Origin of the sequence: Flavobacterium sp. YO64, from assembly GCF_004119505.1 — a bacterium.
Taxonomy (GTDB): Bacteria; Bacteroidota; Bacteroidia; order Flavobacteriales; family Flavobacteriaceae; genus Flavobacterium; species Flavobacterium oncorhynchi.
In genome coordinates this window covers 1-20,764 of record NZ_NRQV01000036.1, presented here as the reverse complement: position 1 = coordinate 20,764, position 20,764 = coordinate 1, and the positions used below count along the sequence as shown (strand labels likewise).

Below are 20,764 nucleotides of genomic sequence, written 5' to 3'. Positions count from 1 at the left end.
AATATTTAATTAATTTAAACTTTTTTAACTCCAATCTGTCTTTTAGCTTCACCAACAACAAAAGCGACAGAATTTGCGATGTTAAAGCTGCGAATTAGTTTTGACATTGGAATCGTTAAATGGTTTTCGAAACGAGCCAAAACTTCTTTGCTTAATCCAACGCTTTCTTTGCCAAAAACCAGCCAATCTCCATCTTGAAAATCTGTTTCTAAATACGATTTATCAGCATGAGAACTCATCAAAAAAACACGCGATTGATCTGGAATCTGCTTGATCCATTCCTCTATATTTTGGTATTCAGTTACATCAAGATGAACCCAATAATCCAAACCAGAACGTTTTAGATTTTTATCGTTTATTACAAATCCGAAAGGATGAATTAAGTGCAGTCGGCTTTCTGTTCCTACACACAATCTTCCAATATTTCCAGTGTTATTTGGTATTTCTGGTTCTACAAGAACTACGTTTAGCATTATCGTTTATTTGTTTATTCGGTTAATCGTTAATTTGAGAATTATCTGATTTTTAAATTGACTCATTTTCTAATTAAAGTTATCAACTTCGAGAACTTCTCCAGCTTTTAAGTTTTGCAAATATACATTTCCTATTCTAACGCGAACTAAACGTAAAGTCGGAAATCCAACGGCAGCAGTCATTTTTCTAACCTGACGAAATTTTCCTTCATTCACGGTAATTGATGCCCAAGAAGTTGGTCCATGACGTTCGTCTCGGATTTTTTTTGCTCTAGGGCCAAAATCAGGTATTTCGGTCACGATAAAAGCAGTACAAGGTTTTGTTTTGTATTTTCCACCTTCAAAACCTATTTCGACACCTTTTTGTAATTGTTCGATTGCTTCTGGCGTAATAATACCGTCGACTTGGACATAATATTCTTTATCGACTTTTTTACTCCTTATCTGCTCACTTACTTTTCCGTCTGTTGTTAGCAGCAATAAACCTTCAGAATCTTCATCAAGTCTTCCAATTGCCATAGTTCCTTCAGGAAAGTCATGCAGTTCGCCTAAAAGTTTTTTCTTTCTTTTCAGTTCATAGATAAATTGACTTAAATAACCATAAGGCTTAAAAAGAATGAAGTGTCGATGCATGTTTTATTTTTTTGCAAAGATAGCTTTGTTTTTACAAGTAATTCGAGTTTATACTTACTCCTTGTTCCTGTTTTTCATTTTACTCAGCCATAAATAAACAGACCAAATTACTGTAATGCTAAATAAGAGAATTAAAGGAGTGTAGTAATTGCTGAAAAAATCATGAAAATAAGTGCCTATTAAAATATAAGCCGAGGCAATGCAAAGTTTCAAGACAATGAATTCAGCATTTGACCAGCTGGTTTTGATTTTGAAAAAGTTCATTTAGTATCTTTTAAATTAATAGTTTAGAAACAGCATATTATTGCTGATAGTCTAAAGTTATAAAAAAAAGACTTGAAGAACTTGGAAACCAGATTAAGACTTATAATGCAAAAAGCTTTTTAAAAGTGTCTAAATCAGCATTTGGGCTTATTTCATAGAAATATTTCAATTGCCATTGCTGTGTTTTTTGGGCTTGTTTACTGGTAGTTTCATCCCAAGGCGGGTAAACTCTAGTGGCTCTTATTCCTTCTTTAGTTTCAGTAGAAAATATTCCTTTTTTAAGGAGAACATCTTTTGGGAAAACAAATTGTCCTAAAAAATTTTCTTTTTGAACGCTTACGATTACAAAATCAATAGAATCAGAATAATCAAAAGGTTCAATTATACCTGATTTATTGCGCTTCCATAAAGTTACAAACTGACCTGTTTTGGTTGGAGTAATTTTAGCCGATCTAAATTTAACAGTCCGATTATTGATTTTAAAATCAAAAGCTTCATAATCTTTGCTCTCAGTTTCTGGCTGAAGTTCAGAAAAGGTAAAGCCACAGATATCATAAACTAATTCTTTGGCAATACTTAAATTTTTAGGAAGAAAAATAGAATCTTCGAGCTTCTTATTTAAAGACATTAATTTCTTTTTTGTGCGAAATTACAACAAATTGTCACTATTAAAAAGAAACATTAAGTCCGAAATTTAATCCCCATTGAAACTGATTGAAAGACTGACTGTTTAATGGATTTACATAATAATTCACAGCCGGCTCAACAAAAACATTTGTTTTTTTGTAAACACGATATTGAATTGTACTGCTCAAAGTAGAACCATATACATAATCATTTGCATTTACATTTTCCCCCATAGAGCTTCCATCAATAGAAACACTATTTGAGATCAATTTACCAACAAATCCACCAGTATTTAAATTAATACTTGCTTTGTTTTTACTGAAAATAGAATAAGAAACTTCTAACGGCATTTCGACATAGCGTAGATTTTGATCTAAATTTCCAGTTTGTATATTCTCACTTTTCATAGCCTCTTTTGTACTGTTTGAAACTAGTACATAACTAGCATCACTCGCAATATGAGGAGCTGATGCATTTTGAGCAAAATAGTCGCTTGCGCTAAAAAACGCATTGTTTTTGGCACTTAAATAAGAAACATTTGCAACGCTCTGACCAAGCTCATTAATTTTAACTCCAGAAGCGACTGCCCATTTTTTATTGATTTTATATTGCGTTTTTACTCCGTACGAATTACTTTGTTTAGAGTCGTTTACGTTTCCTAAAGTTTTATTGTTTTTATAGTTTTCAGAGCTGCCTACACCTGCAAAAAGCTGAAGCGCCCATTTGTCTTGTTTTGAAAGCAGTTTGTCCTCTTTTTCTTTTTTAGTTTCAGCTGCAACAACACCTTTTTCTAAATTCTGAAGCTCTTTAAGTTGTAGAGAATCTTTTTTAGACAATCCATTTTTGATATTCGAATTGTTTTTCAAATTATCATTTTGAATGTTTGCAACAGATCTGTTTTCTTGAATTGCTTTATCTGTTTTTTGCTTGTATTCAGTATCGTTTACGGCAGTTCCAGAAAGAATGAAAGCTGTTTTGCTTTGTGTTTTTGAAGATGAATTTCCTTCGAAAATAGAACTTGCAAGTGCTTTATTTAAACCTGTATTGAATTGATTTCTTTTACCCGAAGTAAAGGTTTTTTCAGCTAAAACCTTATCAGCTTTTCTTTTTTCAATATCTGATATTTGATTTTTTGAGGACGTGTTAAAGCTGTTTGCTTTTGCAGGAACATAATTTTCCTGAACAGCAACATTGTTTAGCGTATTTTTTGAGGCATTTGTTTTTGGTGCTGCCTCATTTTTATCATAGTTATATTGTGTATTTGCTCTAGTATTTACTGATTCTTGATCTTGGTTGGATTGATTATGTTCGTTTTCTGATGATGAAATTTGATTGTTTATTGATTTGTTCTCTGTACTGTTTTCTTTGTTGTTGGTATTTTTATTGCCTTTTGGCTCAAGTACAACTTTGTTATTTTCTAAAGCATCATTATCGATAGTTTTGATTCCAGAGTTAGAAGTAAAATTCAAAACAGAAGGGAGCAATAAGCCTAATAATAAGCATGCTGCCGCCGACCACCAAAGAATTACTTTTTTCTTCTTTTTAGGTTTATCAAGTTTTTCTTCAATTTGTCCCCACAATTCAGGAGGCGGAACACTAGAAAAGTCTTCCATTGATGAAAAAATATCTTCTATATCCTGCTTTTTCATGCTATTTTAAAATTTTTTATGCTCAGTATTCTTTTTTGCAAAATGTGCTTTGCCCGGTTTAAATTTGATTTTGATGTACCTTCAGAAATATTTAATAAGTCGGCAATTTCTCGGTGTTTTAGTTTCTCAAAGACATAGAGATTAAAAACCGTTCGATATTGATCTGGCAAATCTCTAATATATTCGAGCAGTTTCTCTTGTTCTATTGGTTGAATGTCTAAATCCTCTTCTTCGACAAAATCAGTATCAGGATCAAAAACATCTAGAAAGAAACTCTCTTTTTTCTTTTTGTTTAAAGTCTCGATCAGCTTATTGATAAAAATTCGTTTCAGCCAGCCTTCGAAACTTCCTTCAAATTTATATTGGTTCATTTTTTGAAAAACAATGACAAATGCTTCCTGAAAAACATCTTTGGCGTCATCTTCATTTTTCATATATTTAAGACATATACCATATAAAACAGGAGAGAACAACTGATAAATTTTCAGTTGTGCCTCTCTGTCATTTTTAATACATTTCTTAATATATTTTTCTAAATCGTCTTTCAAAAAAAGTGGTATTGTTTGGTTTTGCAAAAATAGTTTTTAAAAGCTTATAAAACTATCTTTTAAAGATAGATCGGGAAGCATCTTTGTTATTACTTACAATTGTTAGGTTTTGACTGTCAAGCTTTTCTATGATATATGTCTTGCCTTCAAAAGTAATAAGATCGTGCTCTGCCGAATCGAAATAGCCAATCCCTTTTTCTATTTGATAGGTACTGTTTCTAATCTCTACATTGTTCTTATAAGTGATCACTCTTCCATTTGAAGTGAAAACTATTTTTTTTGTAAACCCAATGGTTTTTGGCGTCGCTGTATAAGGATTATCTGCTCCTCCAATTGACTTTTCCCAAATCCAGGTGTTTACTATAGAACCCGTGTTTACGACCATCGATTCTAACGAATAAGCCGAAGAGAAAATACACAATACAGCAAAAAATAGAAAATGTTTTTTCATGTAACTGGATTTAGTTTAAACTGATGATTTTTTGTTGAATAGCTTTTTTAAACAATATTATTTCAGTGTTTTGATCTGGAGTATCATTGTTGTCAATATAAACTTTCGTAGTAACAGTTCCTTGAGTGAACTGAAAGTAAACTCCGCCTTTATCTCCTGGATCTGGAGTTCCGTAAGTTTTTGTTCCGCCTTTAAGTGCAAGAATTTCTGCTGGAACATTCTTTAAGAATTCAGTATATTCACTTTTTTTCGTTTTTGCAGTGTATTTGTATTGCTCAAAATCATATTTTCCATCCTCAACATTTGAGAATTTCAAAATGTTAAAATCGTTTAATTGAAAGAAATTATGATGACTTAAAAGACCAAAATCTCCCATAACAATATTATCAGAGCTTTCGTTTGTTCTGTTAAATAAAATTGTTTTTGTTGTTTTTGGAATCAATATAAAATCTGATGGATAAGTTGGAGTCTGTGCAATAGTTTCGCCAGCTAAAGGACCTTTTTCATAAAAATTAATAATAATCTGACATTTGTTTTCTACAATAGTTGTTATTTTTATGTCATAACCGCTTGTAGGTTTTGCTCCCGCAAAAATCCCAACCAAAAAGTCTTTTGTAAAATCAATATTAGGATCATTGGCAACTGGACATGTGTTTTCGCGTTTTTCGAAGTAAGCTTCTAATTTCTCTTGAGAATTTAAAACAAGTGCAGTAGGGTTGTTAGGCAGGGTTTTTACACTATAAGAACATAAAAGTGGAAATCCTGTAAAAGGAAGTTCTTGAACTGGTCCGCAATCTACTGTTATATCTTCATTTCCTAATGAGCAAGCACTCAATCCAAAAGCTACAAATAAGCTCAGCATTATTTTTTTCATGATAAATTTTAATATAGGTTATATTCTCATAGATGAGCGTGTTTAAAAATGGTTGCGTCTTTTTTTTATTTTTTTTGCAGTAGAAATAGAAATTAATTTCAAATTGTTTTTTTATTTGCGAATGAATACTAATTCGTGAAATTTTACTTTATAAACCTTAGCACTACGTATTATTGCGTACTTTTACTTAAAAAAAATTAGACATGTTTGATTTTCTTCCGTATTTATTGGCTTTTGTTATTGCTTTATTTCTAGGTATATACTTAGGTAAAGTACTGTCTTCGGCTAAATTTCAGTCAGAAAAAGTTGGTTTAGAAGAAAGGCTGCATGCAAATACAAATCAGCTGCAAGCACAAAAAGAACAGCAGGAAAATGAAAAACTTGCTTTTCAAAAACAGCTTCAATTAAGCAATCAAGAAAAAGAGAGTATTCGAACTGAAAAAGACAGTCTTGCGATTCAGCTTTCTAAAAAAGAAGTCGATTTTGAGAATTTATGGGAACGTCATAAAGAGCAAAAAAATGAAATAACGGAGCTTCAGGATAAATTTACCAAGGAGTTTGAAAACTTAGCAAATAAGATTCTCGAAGAAAAATCGGTTAAATTTACAGAACAGAACAATGTGAATATGAAAAATATCTTGCTGCCGCTGCAAGATAAGATTCAAGGATTTGAGAAAAAGGTAGAACAAACCCATAAAGAAAGTATCGACTATCATGCAGCACTTCGTCAGCAGATTATTGGCCTAAGCGAAATGAATGTTCAAATGAGCAAAGAAACCCTAAATCTTACTAAAGCTTTAAAAGGCGATAGTAAAATGCAGGGAAATTGGGGCGAATTGGTTTTAGAACGTGTGTTGGAAAAATCAGGATTAGAAAAAGGCCGCGAGTACGAAGTGCAACAAAGTTTTGTTACCAGCGAAGGCAATCGTGTTTTTCCTGATGTTGTAATAAATCTGCCCGATGGTAAAAAAATGATTGTCGATTCTAAAGTATCTTTATCAGCTTATGAAAAGTACATTAATGAAGAATCAGACATTCTTAAAAACGAATATTTAAAAGAGCATTTAAATTCGATAAAAAGGCACGTTGAACAGCTTGGTAATAAAAATTATCACGAACTGTATCAAATAGAAAGTCCCGATTTTGTATTGCTTTTTATTCCGATAGAACCTGCTTTTGCAATTGCCTTAAACGAAGATTCAACATTATACAATAAAGCTTTTGATAAAAATATTGTAATTGTTACTCCAACAACATTGTTAGCAACATTGCGAACTATTGACAGTATGTGGACAAATCAAAAACAACAGGAAAATGCGTTTGAAATTGCTAGGCAGGCAGGAGCGCTGTATGATAAATTTGAAGGTTTTGTAACTGATTTAGTCCGAATAGGGAATAAAATAAAAGATACGAAAAGGGAATACGAAAGTGCCATGAATAAACTAGTCGACGGCAAAGGAAATTTGATTTCGAGTGTTGAAAGACTAAAAAAAATGGGCGCTAAAGCAAAAAAATCACTTCCAGATAATATTGTAGCGAGAGCTTCAAATACGGATGAAAGTGAGTTACTAAATTAAAACTAACCAATAATACCACAAACATAAAAACATGACTGCAGATTTTAAACCCGTTTCTTCATCAAAAATTAGTATTTCAGAATTAATGCTTCCATCGCATACCAACTTTAGCGGTAAAATTCATGGAGGATATATACTGCAATTACTAGATCAAATTGCTTTTGCGGCCGCATCAAAGTTTTGCGGTAATTATTGTGTAACAGCTTCTGTTGATACTGTCAATTTTTTAAAACCAATTGAAGTTGGTGAACTTGTTACAATGAAAGCCTCTGTAAATTATGTTGGGCGAAGTTCAATGGTTGTTGGCATTCGCGTTGAAGCAGAACATATTCAAACAGGTGTTGTAAAACATTGCAATTCTTCATATTTTACAATGGTAGCCAAAGATAAAGATGGAAAGAGTGTTCAGGTTCCAGGACTTATTTTGTCTAATTTAGAAGAAGTTCGACGTTTTAGAAAAGCAATTAAACATATCGAAGTGAAAAAAGAGATCGAAGAACATGAAAAAGTCACTACGGTAAGTTCTATCGAAGATTTGGCCAGCTTAGAAAAGTATAATGTACTTTTAGAAATTAGTTAGTTTTTTTATTAAGGTTAAAAATAAGAGAAAATGGTAAAGTTTGGTTACACAATTTTATATGTCGAGAATGTAGAAAAAGCAATTGCGTTTTATGAAAATGCATTTGGTTTTTCAAGAAAATTTGTAAGTCCAGAAAATGATTACGGAGAATTGCTTACGGGAGAGACTACAATCTCATTTGCTTCAAAAAAACTTGCAGTTCAAAATTTAAAAGAAGGTTTTATCGAAAGCGATTTAAATAATAAACCTTTTGCTTTTGAACTTGGTTTCATAACAGATAATGTTGCCGAATTGGTTGAGAAAGCCATTTCTTTTGGAGCCGTTTTAGAAACAAGTCCAAAGGAAAAACCTTGGGGACAAGTTGTTGCTTATGTACGAGATTTAGATGGTTTTTTACTTGAAATTTGTACACCAGTCGAAATGTAAATGAGAAGCTGTTTTAAAGGGATTACTACATTTTAAAAAGAAAAAATATTCACAAATATTTAGCATTAGTTCCAGAACTATACGACGGAAAATTTCGTAACTTTAAAATAGAAAGTTAGTTGCGATTTTTTCACGGAGTACTGCCATTTCTTTTTTAACTTACTGTAAGTTTGTTTTTTTTATTTTAAAAAATGAAATGACATAATTGTTTAATTGCTGACGATTATGAAAAGAACTACATTATTATTTTTACTTTTTACCGCATTTTCGATAACAGCTCAGGAAAAATTTAAAACCACTTCGGCGATTATAAATTTTGAAGCTTCAGTTCCATTCTTCGAAGAGGTAAAAGCGGTAAATAAGCTCGGAACTATTGTTCTTGAACCTCAAACAAGTACTTTAATTTGTACTGTAATAATAAAAGATTTTCGTTTTAAAATGGATTTAATGGAAGAACATTTTAACGACAATTATATCGAAAGTCATCGTTATCCTAAAGCTTATTTTAAAGGCAAAATACAAAAATTTGACATCGCACAAATAGATGAAACCTCAAGAGAGTATGATGTCAAGGGGAAATTATATATTCACGGGAAATGGAAAATGATTACGGTAAAAGCGTTGTTGAAAAGAGTTCCGGAAGGTATTCAAATTGTTTCTGCTTTTCCAATATCAATTTCTGACTTTAATATAGAAATTCCTTATGTTGTGGCTAATAAAATTTCAAAAACGGTTCAGACAGATTTAAGCGGAATAATGAAGTAATGTTTAATTCGTAGTGCTGATTAGTGCTTTTTCTAAATCGGTAAATTGAAATTCAAATCCAGTTTTTTGTATTTTTTCAGATGACACCCTTTGCCCTTTTAAGATAGCTTCGCTCATTTTTCCTAAACTTATTTTAAGAATAAAAGATGGAATTTTAGGAAGCCATATTGCATATCCGTATAATGCAGCTAGTATTTTAGAGAATCTCAAGTTTGTAGTATTATCAGTAACAGCAGCATTGTACGAGCCATGCATATGTTCGTCTAGAAGAGCTTTTAAGTAAATCTGACACAAATCGTCAATATGAATCCAGGGTAAATATTGTTTTCCAGTTCCTATAACCGCACCAAAACCAGATTTAAAAGTAGGTCCGAGTTTTTTTAAAAAACCTTCATCTCTGCCCAGTACAATTCCAGTTCTAATTTTTACGGTTCTAATGCCTAAAACCTCCAGTTTGTTTGATGCATTTTCCCATTTCTGACAAATAGTACCTAAAAAGTCATTTGCAGGCTCAGTAGTTTCAGTACAAATTTTATGGCTTGTAAAAGCACCATAAATGCCAATTGCCGAAGCCGAAACAAAAGCATTTAATTTTTTATCGTTTTTTTCTAAAATAGAAAATATCAAATCAATTGGTTTAACCCGACTTTCCAGAAGTTTTCTTTTTCTTCTGCGCGTCCATCTTTTTTCAACAATTCCTTCGCCGGCAAGATGAATAATATAATCCGCATTTAAAACAGCATTTTCGTCAATATAATTGCTGTTTAAATTCCATTTATAGTAAGTGATTTCAGGAGTGTTTTCTTTGTCGGTACGGCTTAAAACAGACACAGTAAAGCCAGCTTCAATTAGAGCATTTGTCAAATGCCTGCCAATGAATCCGCTTCCACCTGTTATTAGAACATTTTCAACCATGATAGTTTATCATATATTTAACAGCGCATTCTGTTTAGGGACATGTAAAGGTACTTAAACAATGCTTACCTTTAAGGCAAATTCTAAATTTAATGAAATGGCGACTAAAAAAAAGACTATCACAAAAGAGGATATCGTTTCAAAATACATGAATGAAGTTTTAGAAAAAGGAACAAAACCAAAATCAGTTTATCATTTTACCAAAGAAAATGATTTTACAGAAGCTGAATTTTATTCTTTTTTTGGAACGTTAGAAGGTTTAGAAAAGGAAATATTTCGACTGTTTTTTGAGAATACAGTCAACTTGCTGCATAAAAATGAAGACTACCTTGAGTACGACATGAAGAATAAAATGTTAAGTTTCTATTTTACATTTTTCGAAATGTTGACTGCAAATAGAAGTTATGTACTGCAAGTACTTAAAATGGATAAAAACCCGCTCAAAAATTTAGTACAGCTTACTTTGCTTAGAGATAATTTTAGAAGTTATGTTTCAGAAATCTTAACTGATGATTATAGACTTGAACAAGAAAAACTGCAAAAATTTCAAGAAAAGGCAATTCAAGAATCCGCTTGGTTACAATTAATGCTCACCATAAAATTCTGGATGGAAGATGAATCTGCTGCTTTTGAGAAAACAGATATTTTTATCGAAAAATCAGTTAATGCATCATTTGAATTGATGAATGTTGCGCCAATGAATCATTTGATCGATTTTGGAAAATTTCTATTCAAAGAAAAAATATACAGCAAGCAATGAAAACGATCGATTATATTCCAACCTCGAAAATAGAAAGAGCCGGAAAATTGGTTCAAACTGGAGCAAAAATTGGTGTAAACTACGTTAAGCATTATGCCGAGAAAATGGTTAATCCTGATTTAACTCGAGATAAACTGAACGAGAATAATGCCGAAGATATTTATGACGGATTAAAAAGCTTAAAAGGCAGTGCGCTCAAAGTGGCTCAAATGTTAAGCATGGACAAGAATTTTTTGCCTCAAGCTTACGTCGAGAAATTTTCATTATCGCAATTTTCAGTTCCGCCGCTTTCAGCACCATTAGTTTTAAAAACATTCAAAAGTAATTTTGGCAAAACGCCTTACGAGATTTTTGATGAATTCAATGCAAATTCTGTAAACGCAGCAAGTATTGGTCAAGTGCATTTGGCTAAAAAGAACAATAAAAAACTGGCAGTTAAAATTCAATATCCGGGAGTAGCCAATAGTATTTCTTCGGATTTGGCTTTGGTTAAACCTATTGCAATTAGAATGTTTAATCTGCAGGGAAAAGATTCAGATAAATATTTTAAAGAGGTTGAAGATAAACTTATCGAAGAAACCAACTATTTGTTAGAATTAAAACAAAGTCAAGAAGTCGTAGAAGCCTGCAGTAAAATCGAAAATATTATTTTTCCTAATTACTATCCAGAGTTCTCGTCAGAGAAAATTATCACGATGGATTGGATGACGGGAATTCATCTTTCAGAATTTACCGCAAAAAATAAGGATCAGAAAGTTGGCGATGAAATTGGACAGGCGCTTTGGGATTTTTATATGTACCAAATTCATGTTTTAAGAAAAGTACACGCAGATCCTCATCCTGGAAACTTTTTGGTTGACGATCAAAATCAGTTAATTGCTCTAGACTTTGGTTGTATGAAACAAATTCCAGAAGAATTTTATACGCCTTATTTTGAGTTGATTAATAAAAATGTGATTACAGATCAAGCGCTGTTTAATAAAAAGTTGTTTGAATTAGAAATTCTTCGTCAAGATGATACACCGGCAGAGGTTGAATATTTTACAAGTATGTTTCATGATCTATTGTCGCTTTTCACCAAACCATTTCAAAATGAAACTTTCGATTTTGCCGACGAAACTTTCTTTAACGCCATTGCTGAATTAGGGAAACGTTTTTCTGAAGATACAAATCTGAAAAAAATGAACGGAAATCGTGGTTCTAAACACTTTATTTATATGAACCGTACTTTCTTTGGCTTGTACAATTTAATGTTTGATTTGAAAGCGAAAATTGTTGTTGAGAATTATTTGAAATACTAAGTTTTTGTTTCAGGTTTTAAGTTTCAAGTTGGCATAAACTATGTGTAAAGATTTTTGACAAAGTTTTTTTTAATCTGTTAGATATGCTAAATCTGTTGAAACAAAATTAAGCGTCTAGTAAAAACCTGAAACAAAATAAACTATTTCAAAATTCCAGCTTTATAAGTTGCAATGGCTCGATCTCTTGCAAAGGCGTGATCGATCATTGGTTCAGTATAACCAAAATCAAATTCGGGAATCCACTTGCGGATGTATTCACCTTTAGCATCAAATTTCTTTTGTTGAATTTCAGGATTGAATACTCTAAAATAAGGCGCAGCATCACAGCCAGTTCCTGCTGCCCATTGCCAGTTTCCTACATTTGAAGCTAATTCGAAATCTAAAAGTTTTTCGGCAAAATAAGCTTCTCCCCACTGCCAGTTGATTAATAAATGTTTGCATAAAAAACTCGCCACAACCATGCGAACACGATTGTGCATATACCCTGTTTCGTTTAGCTGACGCATTCCTGCATCGACCATTGGGTAACCCGTTGTTCCAGAGCACCAACGCTTAAAATCATCATCATTATTGCGCCATTGAATTCCGTCGTAAGCTGATTTGAAATTACTGCTTACACAATTGGGAAAGCTAAAGAGAATTTGAATAAAGAATTCGCGCCAAATTAATTCGCTTAAGAAAGTTTGATTCTTTCTATTTGCCCAATTCACTAATTTCCGAATACTCACCGTACCAAATCGTAAATGCGGCGAAAGGTAAGATGTACTGTCCAGAGCAGGATAATCTCTAGTTTCTTTGTAATTGGCAATTTGAGTTAAGTTATGCGGAAGCACTTTTATTGTACTTCGGTCAAAACCAATTTCGGATAATTCTGGAAATGTAAATTGACTTTTTATAAAATTAGATTGAAATGAACTGGAATCATATTCAATCGCAGCTCCTGAAAAATGATATTTTTCGAGCCATTTGTTTTTATAAGGAGTGTAAATGGTATACGGAAGCCCGTCAGATTTTGTGATTTCTTTCTCTTCAAAAATCACATGATCTTTGTATGGAAAACACTCAATACTGTTTTCCTTCAATAAAGAGCAAATAGCAATATCACGTCTGATCGCAAAAGGCTCATAATCTTTATTGAAGAAAAGGTTTTGAATGTCAAACTCTTCTAAAAGTGATTTCCAAACTTCGGTAGTTTTACCTTTTTTGACTAATAGTGAAGAATCTAAAGTATTTAATTCTGAATTTATCTTTTGAAGTGAATCATAAATAAAACTTACTCTGGCATCATTTGCAGGAAGATTTTCCAATATATCGTCATCAAAAATAAATAACGGAACTACAGGAAAATTTGATTGCAAAGCATGAAATAAACCTGTATTGTCTTCCAAACGTAAATCACGTCTGAACCAGAAAAAAGAAACTTTTTGTTTTGTCATTGTTTTGAGAATCTATTTTGATGCTTTAAAAAGGGTTTTACATTTTGTAATATTTAAACGGAACAAACAACATTCCGAAACATTCTCCTTTTTCTTTGTTTAAGTGTTTATGGTGTATTTTATGCGCCTTTCGTAATCCGATGAGGTATTTGTTTTTAGTGTTTTTAAACCATTTAAAACGCTGATGAATTAAAACGTCGTGAATTAAAAAGTAACAGGCTCCATAAAGTGTGACGCCGCAGGCAATGAAAAACAAATAATTGAAACCGCCCTGAACGCCAAAATAGAATAAGAGAATACTTGGTATTGCAAACAGAACAAAGAAAATGTCATTGCGCTCAAAAGGATGCTCATATTTTGGCTGATGATGATCTGCATGAAAATACCACATGAAACCGTGCATTACATATTTGTGAGTAAGCCATGTTACGCATTCCATGAATAAAAAAACGCCTAAAAAGATTAAAAAGGAAACCATTTTTTGTGTTTTAAATTTGTTCTAATAATTGTTTGATTTTATCATTTACTTGTTCTTGTCATTTCGACCGAAAGGAGAAATGACAAACGGAACGAAATTATACTAGTTTCAGTTTATATGTTACAAATGACTGGGCCAAAAGTCCTGCTTTTGTATAATTAGAAACTCGAATCCTTGAGTTTCCAATTTCATGATAAGGTGTATTTTTTAATTTAGTAAGCAGTTTTTTGTAGTAAACATAAGCAGTGTAAACCCCAAATTTTGCTTCAATTGGCAATTTTACAATTCCTTGATAAGCAATATTAAAATCGTCTTCGATTTCGCTGATAATTTGTGTTTTTGCGGCTTCAGTAAAATTATTCAAATTGATGCCAGGAAAATAAGTTCTGTTTAAAATCAAATTATCATCTTTTAAATCTCTGAGGAAATTTACCTTCTGAAAAGCCGATCCTAGTCGCATTGCTTCATTTTTAAGCTGTTCGTATTTTGTATTATTCCCTTTTGTAAAAACCTTTAAGCACATTAAACCAACAACATCGGCAGAACCGAAAATATAGTCGGCATATTCAGTTTGTGTGTTATAACTTGATTTTGTGAGATCTTGTTTCATGCTTTTTAAGAATGCCTGAACTAAATCGTCGGTAATATTATATTCTTTTACAGTATGTTGAAAAGAGTTTAGAATTGGGTTAAGGCTTATTCCTAGATTAACAGCTTTATAATATTCTTTTTCAAAATCGTCAATAAGACTTTCTTTTTCATAATCATGAAAAGAATCAACAATTTCATCAGCAAAACGAACAAAGCCATAAATGCTGTATATCGCATCACGAATACTTGGCGAGAGCATTTTTACAGCTATCGAAAAAGAGGAACTGTAGTTTTTAGTAACCAGTTTACTGCACTTGAAAGAAACGTCGTCGAATAGTGATTTCATTTTTTTACGATCTAAAAGATTTTTGAATTAATTCAGCTGCAAGTTTTCCTGATATTAAAGCAGGCGGAACTCCTGGGCCAGGAACTGTTAGTTGTCCTGTGAAATATAAATTTTTAACTTTCTTACTTTTTAATTTTGGACGCAGGAAAGCTGTTTGCAATAACGTATTAGCCATTCCGTAAGCATTTCCTTTGTACGCATTATAATCTGTAACAAAATCATTTTTGCAAAATGATCTTTTAAATATAATGTTATTTCTGATCTCTTGCTGTGTAAGATTTTCAAAACGACTGATTATTTTTTCGAAATATTCTTCTCTTAATGCTTCACTATCTTCAATTCCGGGTGCAAGCGGAATCAGGAAAAAACCGCTTTCCATTCCATTAGGAGCTGCTGTTAGATCTGTTTTAGATGGAAAATTGGCATAGAATAAAGGTTCTTCGGGCCAATTTGGAGTATCGTAAATAGCATTTGCATGTTTATCGAAATCAACATCAAAAAATAAAGCATGATGTGAGATGTTTTCTATTTTTTTATTAAAACCAACAAAAAACAGGAGTGAGGAAGGAGCGAAAATTCGGTTTTCCCAATACGTCTCAGAATAAACGCGATGCTCTTTTTCGAGCAAAGTTTCAGTATGCTGATAATCGGCACCGCTCAATACAACATCAGATTTTATAAATTCTCCGTTAATCACAATTCCTGCTGCGGTTTTGTTTTTAATGATTATTTTCTCAACAGAAGCATTTGTTTTAATTATTACGCCAAGTTCTAGAGCAAGACTTTCGAGACTTTGAACTACATCAAACATTCCCGTTTTAGGATGCCATGTTCCAAGACCAAAATCAGCATAATTCATAAAATTATAGAAAGAAGGCGTTTTCGTTGGTTTTGCTCCAAGAAATAAAACAGGAAATTCTAAAATTTGAATTAGCCTTTCGTTTTTAAATTCTTTACGAATGTCAATACTTATAGAACCAAAAAACTGATTAAGTTTTAAAGCTGTTTTGGCAGTAATTAATTCAAGAGGAGAAACTCCCGGGCGATAAACCAACTCTTTTATGGCAATGTCATAATTACTTTTGGCTTGGTCAATAAAGTTCTCTAATTTCTTTGAACTGCCTTTTTCAATGTTTTCAAAAGCGTTTTTTATTTCTTCTAAATTATCGCAAATAGTAATAAAATCGTTAACTCCAAAATAAACTCGATAAGCAGGATTTAGTTTTATGAGTTCATAATAATCCGATGGTTTTTTATTGAAATCCTGAAAAAAACGTTCAAAAACATCTGGCATCCAATACCAGCTTGGTCCCATATCAAAAGTAAAGCCATCTTTTTTAAACTGTCGTGCCCGCCCGCCTATAGAATGGTTTTTTTCGTATACAGTAACTTGATTTCCCTGCTGAGCCAAGTAACATGAAGCAGCCAAGGAAGAAAATCCTGATCCTATGATTGTTATTGTTTTCTTCATTTGTTTAACAAATGTACAGAAAAGTTAAACAATAGAATTAAATTCTTTCAATTGTTTCTTGCATCGAATCAAAAATTTGAATTCTTTCGGGTAAAACTTTTTTATCAATATACTCAACCATATTGCCTATCAACCATATTTCGTTGTTTTTTAGCAATAGTTTTTGTCCCATAGACTTTACATATTGGTTGATAACGATGCGGTCTGGCTGAATGGTCATCATAGAGACAAAAGTGATGTTTTCAAAATGTTTGGTTAAATCCTGCAGGTTTTCTATCGGCATACTTTCGCCAAGATAAATGGTTTTATATCCTTTTGATAAAATTTCGTACTGAAGATAAAGTAATCCTATGTTGTGCACTTCATTTAAAGGCAGCGAAAGCACAAAGATTCTATCTGTTTTTGTTGGTTTTCGAATTTGAAGACTTTCTGTGTATATCAATATTTTCTGCTTGATCAAATGACTCATAAAATGTTCATTTGCCGGCGTGATGGTTTCTGACTGCCACAATAATCCAAGTTCTTTCAGTAAAGGAAGAAAATGTTCTTTGAAAACTTCCTTGAATGTTTTTTCGGCAATAAGCCAATCGAAAGTATTGAAGAATAATTCCTGATCAAAATTCATCATAGCCATTTTAAAAGAAGTTATGGCATAGTTTTGAGAATTTTTCTTCGATATGATTTCGCGAACTAGTTCTGGTATTCTTTCTTCAGGATAAGTTGCAATTTTAGAGATTTTATAGCCATACTCATGCAGTAAAGTTATGTTTAATAGTTTTTGCAGATTCTGCAGATTGTAAAACCTTATATTAGTATCTGTACGCATTGGTTCTAGGATATTGTATCTCTTTTCCCAAATACGAATCGTATGCGCTTTTATTCCAGATAAATTCTCTAGATCTTTAATACTGAAAACAGTTTTTATGTTGTTTACCATTTTTTACAATTAGATAAACAAAAATAGAAGAAAATCTTAGAAAATCTCTTAGCTGATAATGAAAATCATAGATTATTAGTGCTTTACGTGTGTTTTTGTCTAAATAAAAAAGCAATCTGTAAATATTTTTTTACAGATTGCTTTTTTTGCTTTTCAAAGCTTGTTTTTTATTTACAAAATGTAGCTTTATTTTTTATAGCACTTTGACTTCCAAGTTCTATGGCTTTTGAGAAATCTTTACAAGCATTTTTTTTATCGTCAATTTTATTATAAGCCAAACCTCGAAGATTGTATGCAATGTAATCTTTTGGGTTTAGACCAAGAGATGAGGTGCAGTCTTCGATTGTGCCTTTAAAATTCATTAACTTGTAGTTTACGTTTGCTCTGCCGGTAAAAGCATCTGCATTCATGCTGTCAAGTTCAATTGTTTTGCTAAAATCGGCAAGCGCTCCTTTTAGGTCATTAAGTTTGAGTTTTGCTACACCTCGGTTTTGGTAAGCTTCGGCAAATTTCGAATTCATGCTGATTGCTTTAGTGTAGTCAGCGATCGCACCTTTTGTGTTGCCGGCTTCGGCTTTTTTCATGGCTTTGTCAAAATAACTGGTTGCCGATTGTGCCGATAATGAGCAGGTAATCATAATAAAGAATAATACTAATAGGTTTTTCATAAACTAATTTGGGATTAGCGGTTAATTATTTTGAAACGAATTTAAGAAAGTTTTGTTTTGTAAGAGAAGTTCTTTTTATTAAATAACGATTATTTTTCTTTTTTAAGTGTAGTATTATAGCGTACATGGTAAAGTGTTTGAAATTAAGTTCTTAACTTAGCGTAAATTCCTATAATTAGTATTACAAAGAATTTATTATCTCCCATTTTAATCTTTTAGTGCTCATTCCTAATAAATTAGAAAATATGAAACCAATTCATTTTTGTTCTCAGTTATTGTTTTTCGTTTTGATGTTTTTCTGTATGAGTATTTCAACAGCTCAAGAAAAAACGAAATATTTAGATGCGCTGCAAAGTGATCCTGCAAGAATGGGATGGATGATTGGTTCGCCGCCGCCGGCTGACCGTATTCCTCGATTTGATGATGGGAGTTTTTTTCAGTTTCCGGCACTTAGGTGGAGTGTTGCGCATATGCGTCAGTTTATGCCGACTATAAATGTTTCTCGCGGATTAGGAACTTCAATTCCTATAATAACAAATTTTAATAGAGATATTGATAAAGTAAAGTTCGTTCCTCTTGGAGAAACTAAGTCGATGACATGGGAAGAGTCGCTGGAAAAGGTTTATGCAGATGGAGTGATTATTATGCATCACGGCAAAATTGTTTATGAAAAGTATTTTGGTGCTCTGACGATTGACGGACAGCATGCAGCAATGTCGGTTACCAAATCGTTTACAGGAACTCTTGGAATTATATTGGCTAAAGAGGGTTTGATAGATCCTGAAAAAATGGTTTCTTTTTATGTTCCAGAGCTTAAAAATTCTGCTTTTGGAGATGCAACTGTAAGACAGGTTATGGATATGACAACGGCGCTGCAGTTTAGTGAAGACTACGCAGATCCTAATGCTGAAATTTGGAAATTCTCTGCGGCAGGGAATCCACTTCCAAAACCTAAAGATTATGATGGGCCAAGAACTTATTATGAATATTTGCCTACAGTGAAGAAAAATGGTATTCACGGAGATGCTTTTGGGTATAAAACGGTTAATTCAGATGTTTTGGGCTGGATTATAGCCCGAGTGACTGGTAAATCTGTTGCTGAGGTTTTATCTGAGCGAATATGGAGAAAAATTGGGGCTGAACAAGACGGGTATTTTTCGGTAGATGCAATAGGAACACCTTTTGCGGGTGGTGGTTTTAATCTTGGTTTGCGAGATATGGCTCGCTTTGGACAGTTGATTTTAAATGATGGTAAAGTAGGGCAGGAGCAAATTATTCCTAAAGCTGCTATTGATGATATTAAAAAAGGCGGTGATAAAAAAGCATTTGAAAAAGCTGGATATTCGCTCTTGAAAGGTTGGAGTTATAGAAATATGTGGTGGATAACCAATAATGATCATGGCGCATTTTGTGCTCGAGGTGTGCATGGGCAGGTAATTTACGTTGATCCAAAAGCAGATATGGTTATTGTGCGTTTTGCATCAAATCCTATAGCGGGAAATGTAGCAAACGATCCATATTCTCTGCCTGCTTATGATGCTGTTGCAAAATATCTTCTTAAGAAGTAAAAAAGCAGTTACTTGTTTTGTTCTAGTTTTTTTGTGAAGAAAGGATTTGTATCTAATCTCCAGATATATCCAATTTGAAAATTTCCTGAAGATAAGCCAATGTTGTTGTTGTTATTGTCTGAGAAAGAAGAAAAGATAAAATTATTAACGTATGATAATCCAAGTGACCATTTCTCTTTGTTGTATCCAACGGATATTCGCGGGAAAAATGTAGGGTAGATTTCTATTTTTTGTTTGCCAAAATCATTTATTCTTTCAGTGCCAAAGTTAACTCCTGTTGTTGCAGAACCACTGGCGAACCATCTTTTATTGATTGCCCAAGTATAAGCGTAACCGCCGCTGAATCCAAATTGAAAATTACGCAGTGAATTTTTTGATTTGTGTACAAAGGAACTGTCTGAGTTTATTTTTGAGAAGTAAATTCCTCCGCCTGCTAAAAAGCTTCCTGCTGATTTTAATTGTTTTTCATTTTGATTGAAAGCGGCTTTATAAGAGAATTTCTTGTTGTTAAAAACATATTGTCCGAAAGCGCCATATTGTTGGATTTTTAAATCAGGATACAGCTGTATATTTTTATCTGTATTGTCTGAGGTGTAAAAACCATGATATTTTTGAACAAAAAGATCTATTATGAATTTTCTTCCGTAGTTATGAATTTGAAAGTCTAGTGCTTTCGTTCTTCCTTTTTTGTCGTCTTTCATGAAGTTTAATCCGTAACCATAATTTAGATTGATTATCGTGTTGTTTATAGAAACTCCCGCGCCTAAACTCATGGGGCTATTTGGCATAAATTTTTTAATCTCACCATCTACTTCTTGTTCCATTGATATAAACTTCATGGATAAATAAGTTCTCAGGGAAAGTTTATTGTCAAAAGGTTTAATATATGTTGTGTCAATCTGTGCTTTGCAGAAATAAGGAAGTGCTAAAAGAAGTAAAAAAGAAAAATATGCTTTCATTGAGTTGTAAAACGAATTATAATTATTCTTAGTACGTACGGAAAAGGTTAACAAGGAAAAATATAAAGCATAAAAAAAGGAAAAACATAAAAATATACTTTTCCTTATTTAGTGACCATGGAGGGATTTGAACCCTCACGCCCTTGCGAGCACCACCCCCTCAAGATGGCGAGTCTACCGTTTCTCCACATGGCCTAAAATGAAAAAAGGTCAAGTAAATTAATACTCGACCTTTTTGTGACCCGACTGGGGCTCGAACCCAGGACCCCATCATTAAAAGTGATGTGCTCTACCGACTGAGCTATCGAGTCATTGCATTCCTTGAACGCGGGTGCAAATATAAGAAGTTATTTTTGATATAGCAATACCTTTTCGTAAGTAAATTTAATAAATAATTAAAGCAGGCTGTGTAAACAAAAAATAAGGAAAAATGTGTAAAATTATGCTCTTTCCTTTTTTGTGACCAT

General features: G+C 32.6%; 23 protein-coding genes and 2 tRNA genes. 7 read left to right on the top strand and 18 right to left on the bottom strand.

Features of this window, described 5'->3' with window-relative positions; translation table 11 throughout:
- Window positions 1-14 precede the first annotated feature (14 nt).
- The 8 genes from BOW57_RS18305 to BOW57_RS18270 form a co-directional block, all read right to left on the bottom strand.
- Entirely contained in the window at window positions 15-473 is a 459-nt protein-coding gene (locus BOW57_RS18305) for a tRNA (cytidine(34)-2'-O)-methyltransferase (protein WP_129056350.1), read from the bottom strand.
- Between the two features lie 69 nt (window positions 474-542).
- A complete protein-coding gene (locus tag BOW57_RS18300; RefSeq protein ID WP_129056348.1) occupies window positions 543-1,106 on the bottom strand; it encodes a pseudouridine synthase in 564 nt (187 codons plus the stop codon).
- Window positions 1,107-1,160: 54 nt separating this feature from the next.
- The gene (locus BOW57_RS18295; RefSeq protein WP_129056346.1) at window positions 1,161-1,370 is read right to left on the bottom strand and encodes a hypothetical protein; all 210 of its coding nucleotides are present in this window, start codon (window positions 1,368-1,370) and stop codon (window positions 1,161-1,163) included.
- Between the two features lie 100 nt (window positions 1,371-1,470).
- Window positions 1,471-1,998, bottom strand: coding sequence for a MepB family protein (locus tag BOW57_RS18290; RefSeq protein ID WP_129056344.1), 528 nt, complete (start codon window positions 1,996-1,998; stop codon window positions 1,471-1,473).
- A 40-nt stretch (window positions 1,999-2,038) separates the two neighbouring features.
- Complete coding sequence (locus BOW57_RS18285) at window positions 2,039-3,646, bottom strand: hypothetical protein (RefSeq protein ID WP_129056342.1); 1,608 nt, start codon at window positions 3,644-3,646, stop codon at window positions 2,039-2,041.
- Window positions 3,643-4,119 carry an RNA polymerase sigma factor gene (locus tag BOW57_RS18280; protein ID WP_256371881.1) on the bottom strand — a complete coding sequence of 159 codons (477 nt, stop codon included), beginning with the start codon at window positions 4,117-4,119 and terminating at the stop codon, window positions 3,643-3,645. Before BOW57_RS18280 ends, BOW57_RS18285 begins: the two co-directional genes overlap by 4 nt.
- A 127-nt stretch (window positions 4,120-4,246) precedes the next feature.
- Window positions 4,247-4,645 (bottom strand): hypothetical protein, encoded by a 399-nt coding sequence (locus BOW57_RS18275; protein WP_089054189.1) that lies wholly within the window; start codon window positions 4,643-4,645, stop codon window positions 4,247-4,249.
- A gap of 10 nt (window positions 4,646-4,655) precedes the next feature.
- Window positions 4,656-5,519 (bottom strand): protease complex subunit PrcB family protein, encoded by an 864-nt coding sequence (locus tag BOW57_RS18270; protein ID WP_129056340.1) that lies wholly within the window; start codon window positions 5,517-5,519, stop codon window positions 4,656-4,658.
- Window positions 5,520-5,722: 203 nt separating this feature from the next.
- Here BOW57_RS18270 and rmuC point away from each other — a divergent pair, with 203 nt between their 5' ends.
- The 4 genes from rmuC to BOW57_RS18250 all read left to right on the top strand — a co-directional run bounded on the left by rmuC (window position 5,723) and on the right by BOW57_RS18250 (window position 8,867).
- Entirely contained in the window at window positions 5,723-7,096 is a 1,374-nt protein-coding gene (rmuC, locus tag BOW57_RS18265) for a DNA recombination protein RmuC (protein WP_129056338.1), read from the top strand.
- Between the two features lie 31 nt (window positions 7,097-7,127).
- On the top strand, window positions 7,128-7,676 hold the full coding sequence (locus BOW57_RS18260) for an acyl-CoA thioesterase (RefSeq protein ID WP_089054192.1): 549 nt from the start codon (window positions 7,128-7,130) through the stop codon (window positions 7,674-7,676).
- Between the two features lie 30 nt (window positions 7,677-7,706).
- On the top strand, window positions 7,707-8,102 hold the full coding sequence (locus BOW57_RS18255) for a VOC family protein (protein WP_129056336.1): 396 nt from the start codon (window positions 7,707-7,709) through the stop codon (window positions 8,100-8,102).
- A 225-nt stretch (window positions 8,103-8,327) separates the two neighbouring features.
- Entirely contained in the window at window positions 8,328-8,867 is a 540-nt protein-coding gene (locus BOW57_RS18250) for a YceI family protein (RefSeq protein WP_129023525.1), read from the top strand.
- Window positions 8,868-8,870: 3 nt separating this feature from the next.
- Here the strand turns inward: BOW57_RS18250 and BOW57_RS18245 are convergent, their stop codons facing one another.
- Entirely contained in the window at window positions 8,871-9,782 is a 912-nt protein-coding gene (locus BOW57_RS18245; protein WP_129056334.1) for a TIGR01777 family oxidoreductase, read from the bottom strand.
- 97 nt (window positions 9,783-9,879) lie between these two features.
- Here BOW57_RS18245 and BOW57_RS18240 point away from each other — a divergent pair, with 97 nt between their 5' ends.
- Together BOW57_RS18240 and BOW57_RS18235 are read left to right on the top strand one after the other, a co-directional pair.
- Complete coding sequence (locus BOW57_RS18240; RefSeq protein ID WP_129056332.1) at window positions 9,880-10,542, top strand: TetR family transcriptional regulator C-terminal domain-containing protein; 663 nt, start codon at window positions 9,880-9,882, stop codon at window positions 10,540-10,542.
- Window positions 10,539-11,843: an AarF/ABC1/UbiB kinase family protein gene (locus BOW57_RS18235; protein ID WP_129056329.1), complete on the top strand. Its 1,305-nt coding sequence runs from the start codon at window positions 10,539-10,541 to the stop codon at window positions 11,841-11,843. The genes BOW57_RS18240 and BOW57_RS18235 overlap by 4 nt, the downstream gene beginning before the upstream one ends.
- Before the next feature lie 140 nt (window positions 11,844-11,983).
- On the opposite strand, the gene BOW57_RS18230 is transcribed toward BOW57_RS18235, so the two are convergent.
- The 6 genes from BOW57_RS18230 to BOW57_RS18205 form a co-directional block, all read right to left on the bottom strand.
- Window positions 11,984-13,279: a deoxyribodipyrimidine photo-lyase gene (locus tag BOW57_RS18230; RefSeq protein ID WP_129056327.1), complete on the bottom strand. Its 1,296-nt coding sequence runs from the start codon at window positions 13,277-13,279 to the stop codon at window positions 11,984-11,986.
- A gap of 37 nt (window positions 13,280-13,316) precedes the next feature.
- Window positions 13,317-13,757, bottom strand: a complete 441-nt coding sequence (locus BOW57_RS18225) for a sterol desaturase family protein (RefSeq protein ID WP_089057273.1) — start codon at window positions 13,755-13,757, stop codon at window positions 13,317-13,319.
- A gap of 97 nt (window positions 13,758-13,854) precedes the next feature.
- Window positions 13,855-14,694, bottom strand: coding sequence for a phytoene/squalene synthase family protein (locus BOW57_RS18220; RefSeq protein WP_129056325.1), 840 nt, complete (start codon window positions 14,692-14,694; stop codon window positions 13,855-13,857).
- Between the two features lie 4 nt (window positions 14,695-14,698).
- Window positions 14,699-16,165, bottom strand: a complete 1,467-nt coding sequence (locus tag BOW57_RS18215) for an NAD(P)/FAD-dependent oxidoreductase (RefSeq protein WP_129056323.1) — start codon at window positions 16,163-16,165, stop codon at window positions 14,699-14,701.
- A 37-nt stretch (window positions 16,166-16,202) separates the two neighbouring features.
- A complete protein-coding gene (locus BOW57_RS18210; RefSeq protein ID WP_129056321.1) occupies window positions 16,203-17,102 on the bottom strand; it encodes a MerR family transcriptional regulator in 900 nt (299 codons plus the stop codon).
- Between the two features lie 167 nt (window positions 17,103-17,269).
- Window positions 17,270-17,770 (bottom strand): hypothetical protein, encoded by a 501-nt coding sequence (locus BOW57_RS18205; protein ID WP_241687472.1) that lies wholly within the window; start codon window positions 17,768-17,770, stop codon window positions 17,270-17,272.
- Window positions 17,771-18,015: 245 nt separating this feature from the next.
- Here BOW57_RS18205 and BOW57_RS18200 point away from each other — a divergent pair, with 245 nt between their 5' ends.
- Window positions 18,016-19,338 (top strand): serine hydrolase, encoded by a 1,323-nt coding sequence (locus BOW57_RS18200; protein ID WP_129056319.1) that lies wholly within the window; start codon window positions 18,016-18,018, stop codon window positions 19,336-19,338.
- Window positions 19,339-19,346: 8 nt separating this feature from the next.
- Here the strand turns inward: BOW57_RS18200 and BOW57_RS18195 are convergent, their stop codons facing one another.
- From BOW57_RS18195 to BOW57_RS18185, 3 genes are all read right to left on the bottom strand, one after another.
- Window positions 19,347-20,297, bottom strand: coding sequence for a DUF4421 family protein (locus BOW57_RS18195; RefSeq protein ID WP_129056317.1), 951 nt, complete (start codon window positions 20,295-20,297; stop codon window positions 19,347-19,349).
- A gap of 112 nt (window positions 20,298-20,409) precedes the next feature.
- Window positions 20,410-20,492: transfer RNA gene (locus tag BOW57_RS18190), tRNA-Leu, on the bottom strand.
- Window positions 20,493-20,535: 43 nt separating this feature from the next.
- Window positions 20,536-20,608: transfer RNA gene (locus BOW57_RS18185), tRNA-Lys, on the bottom strand.
- Window positions 20,609-20,764: the final 156 nt, after the last annotated feature.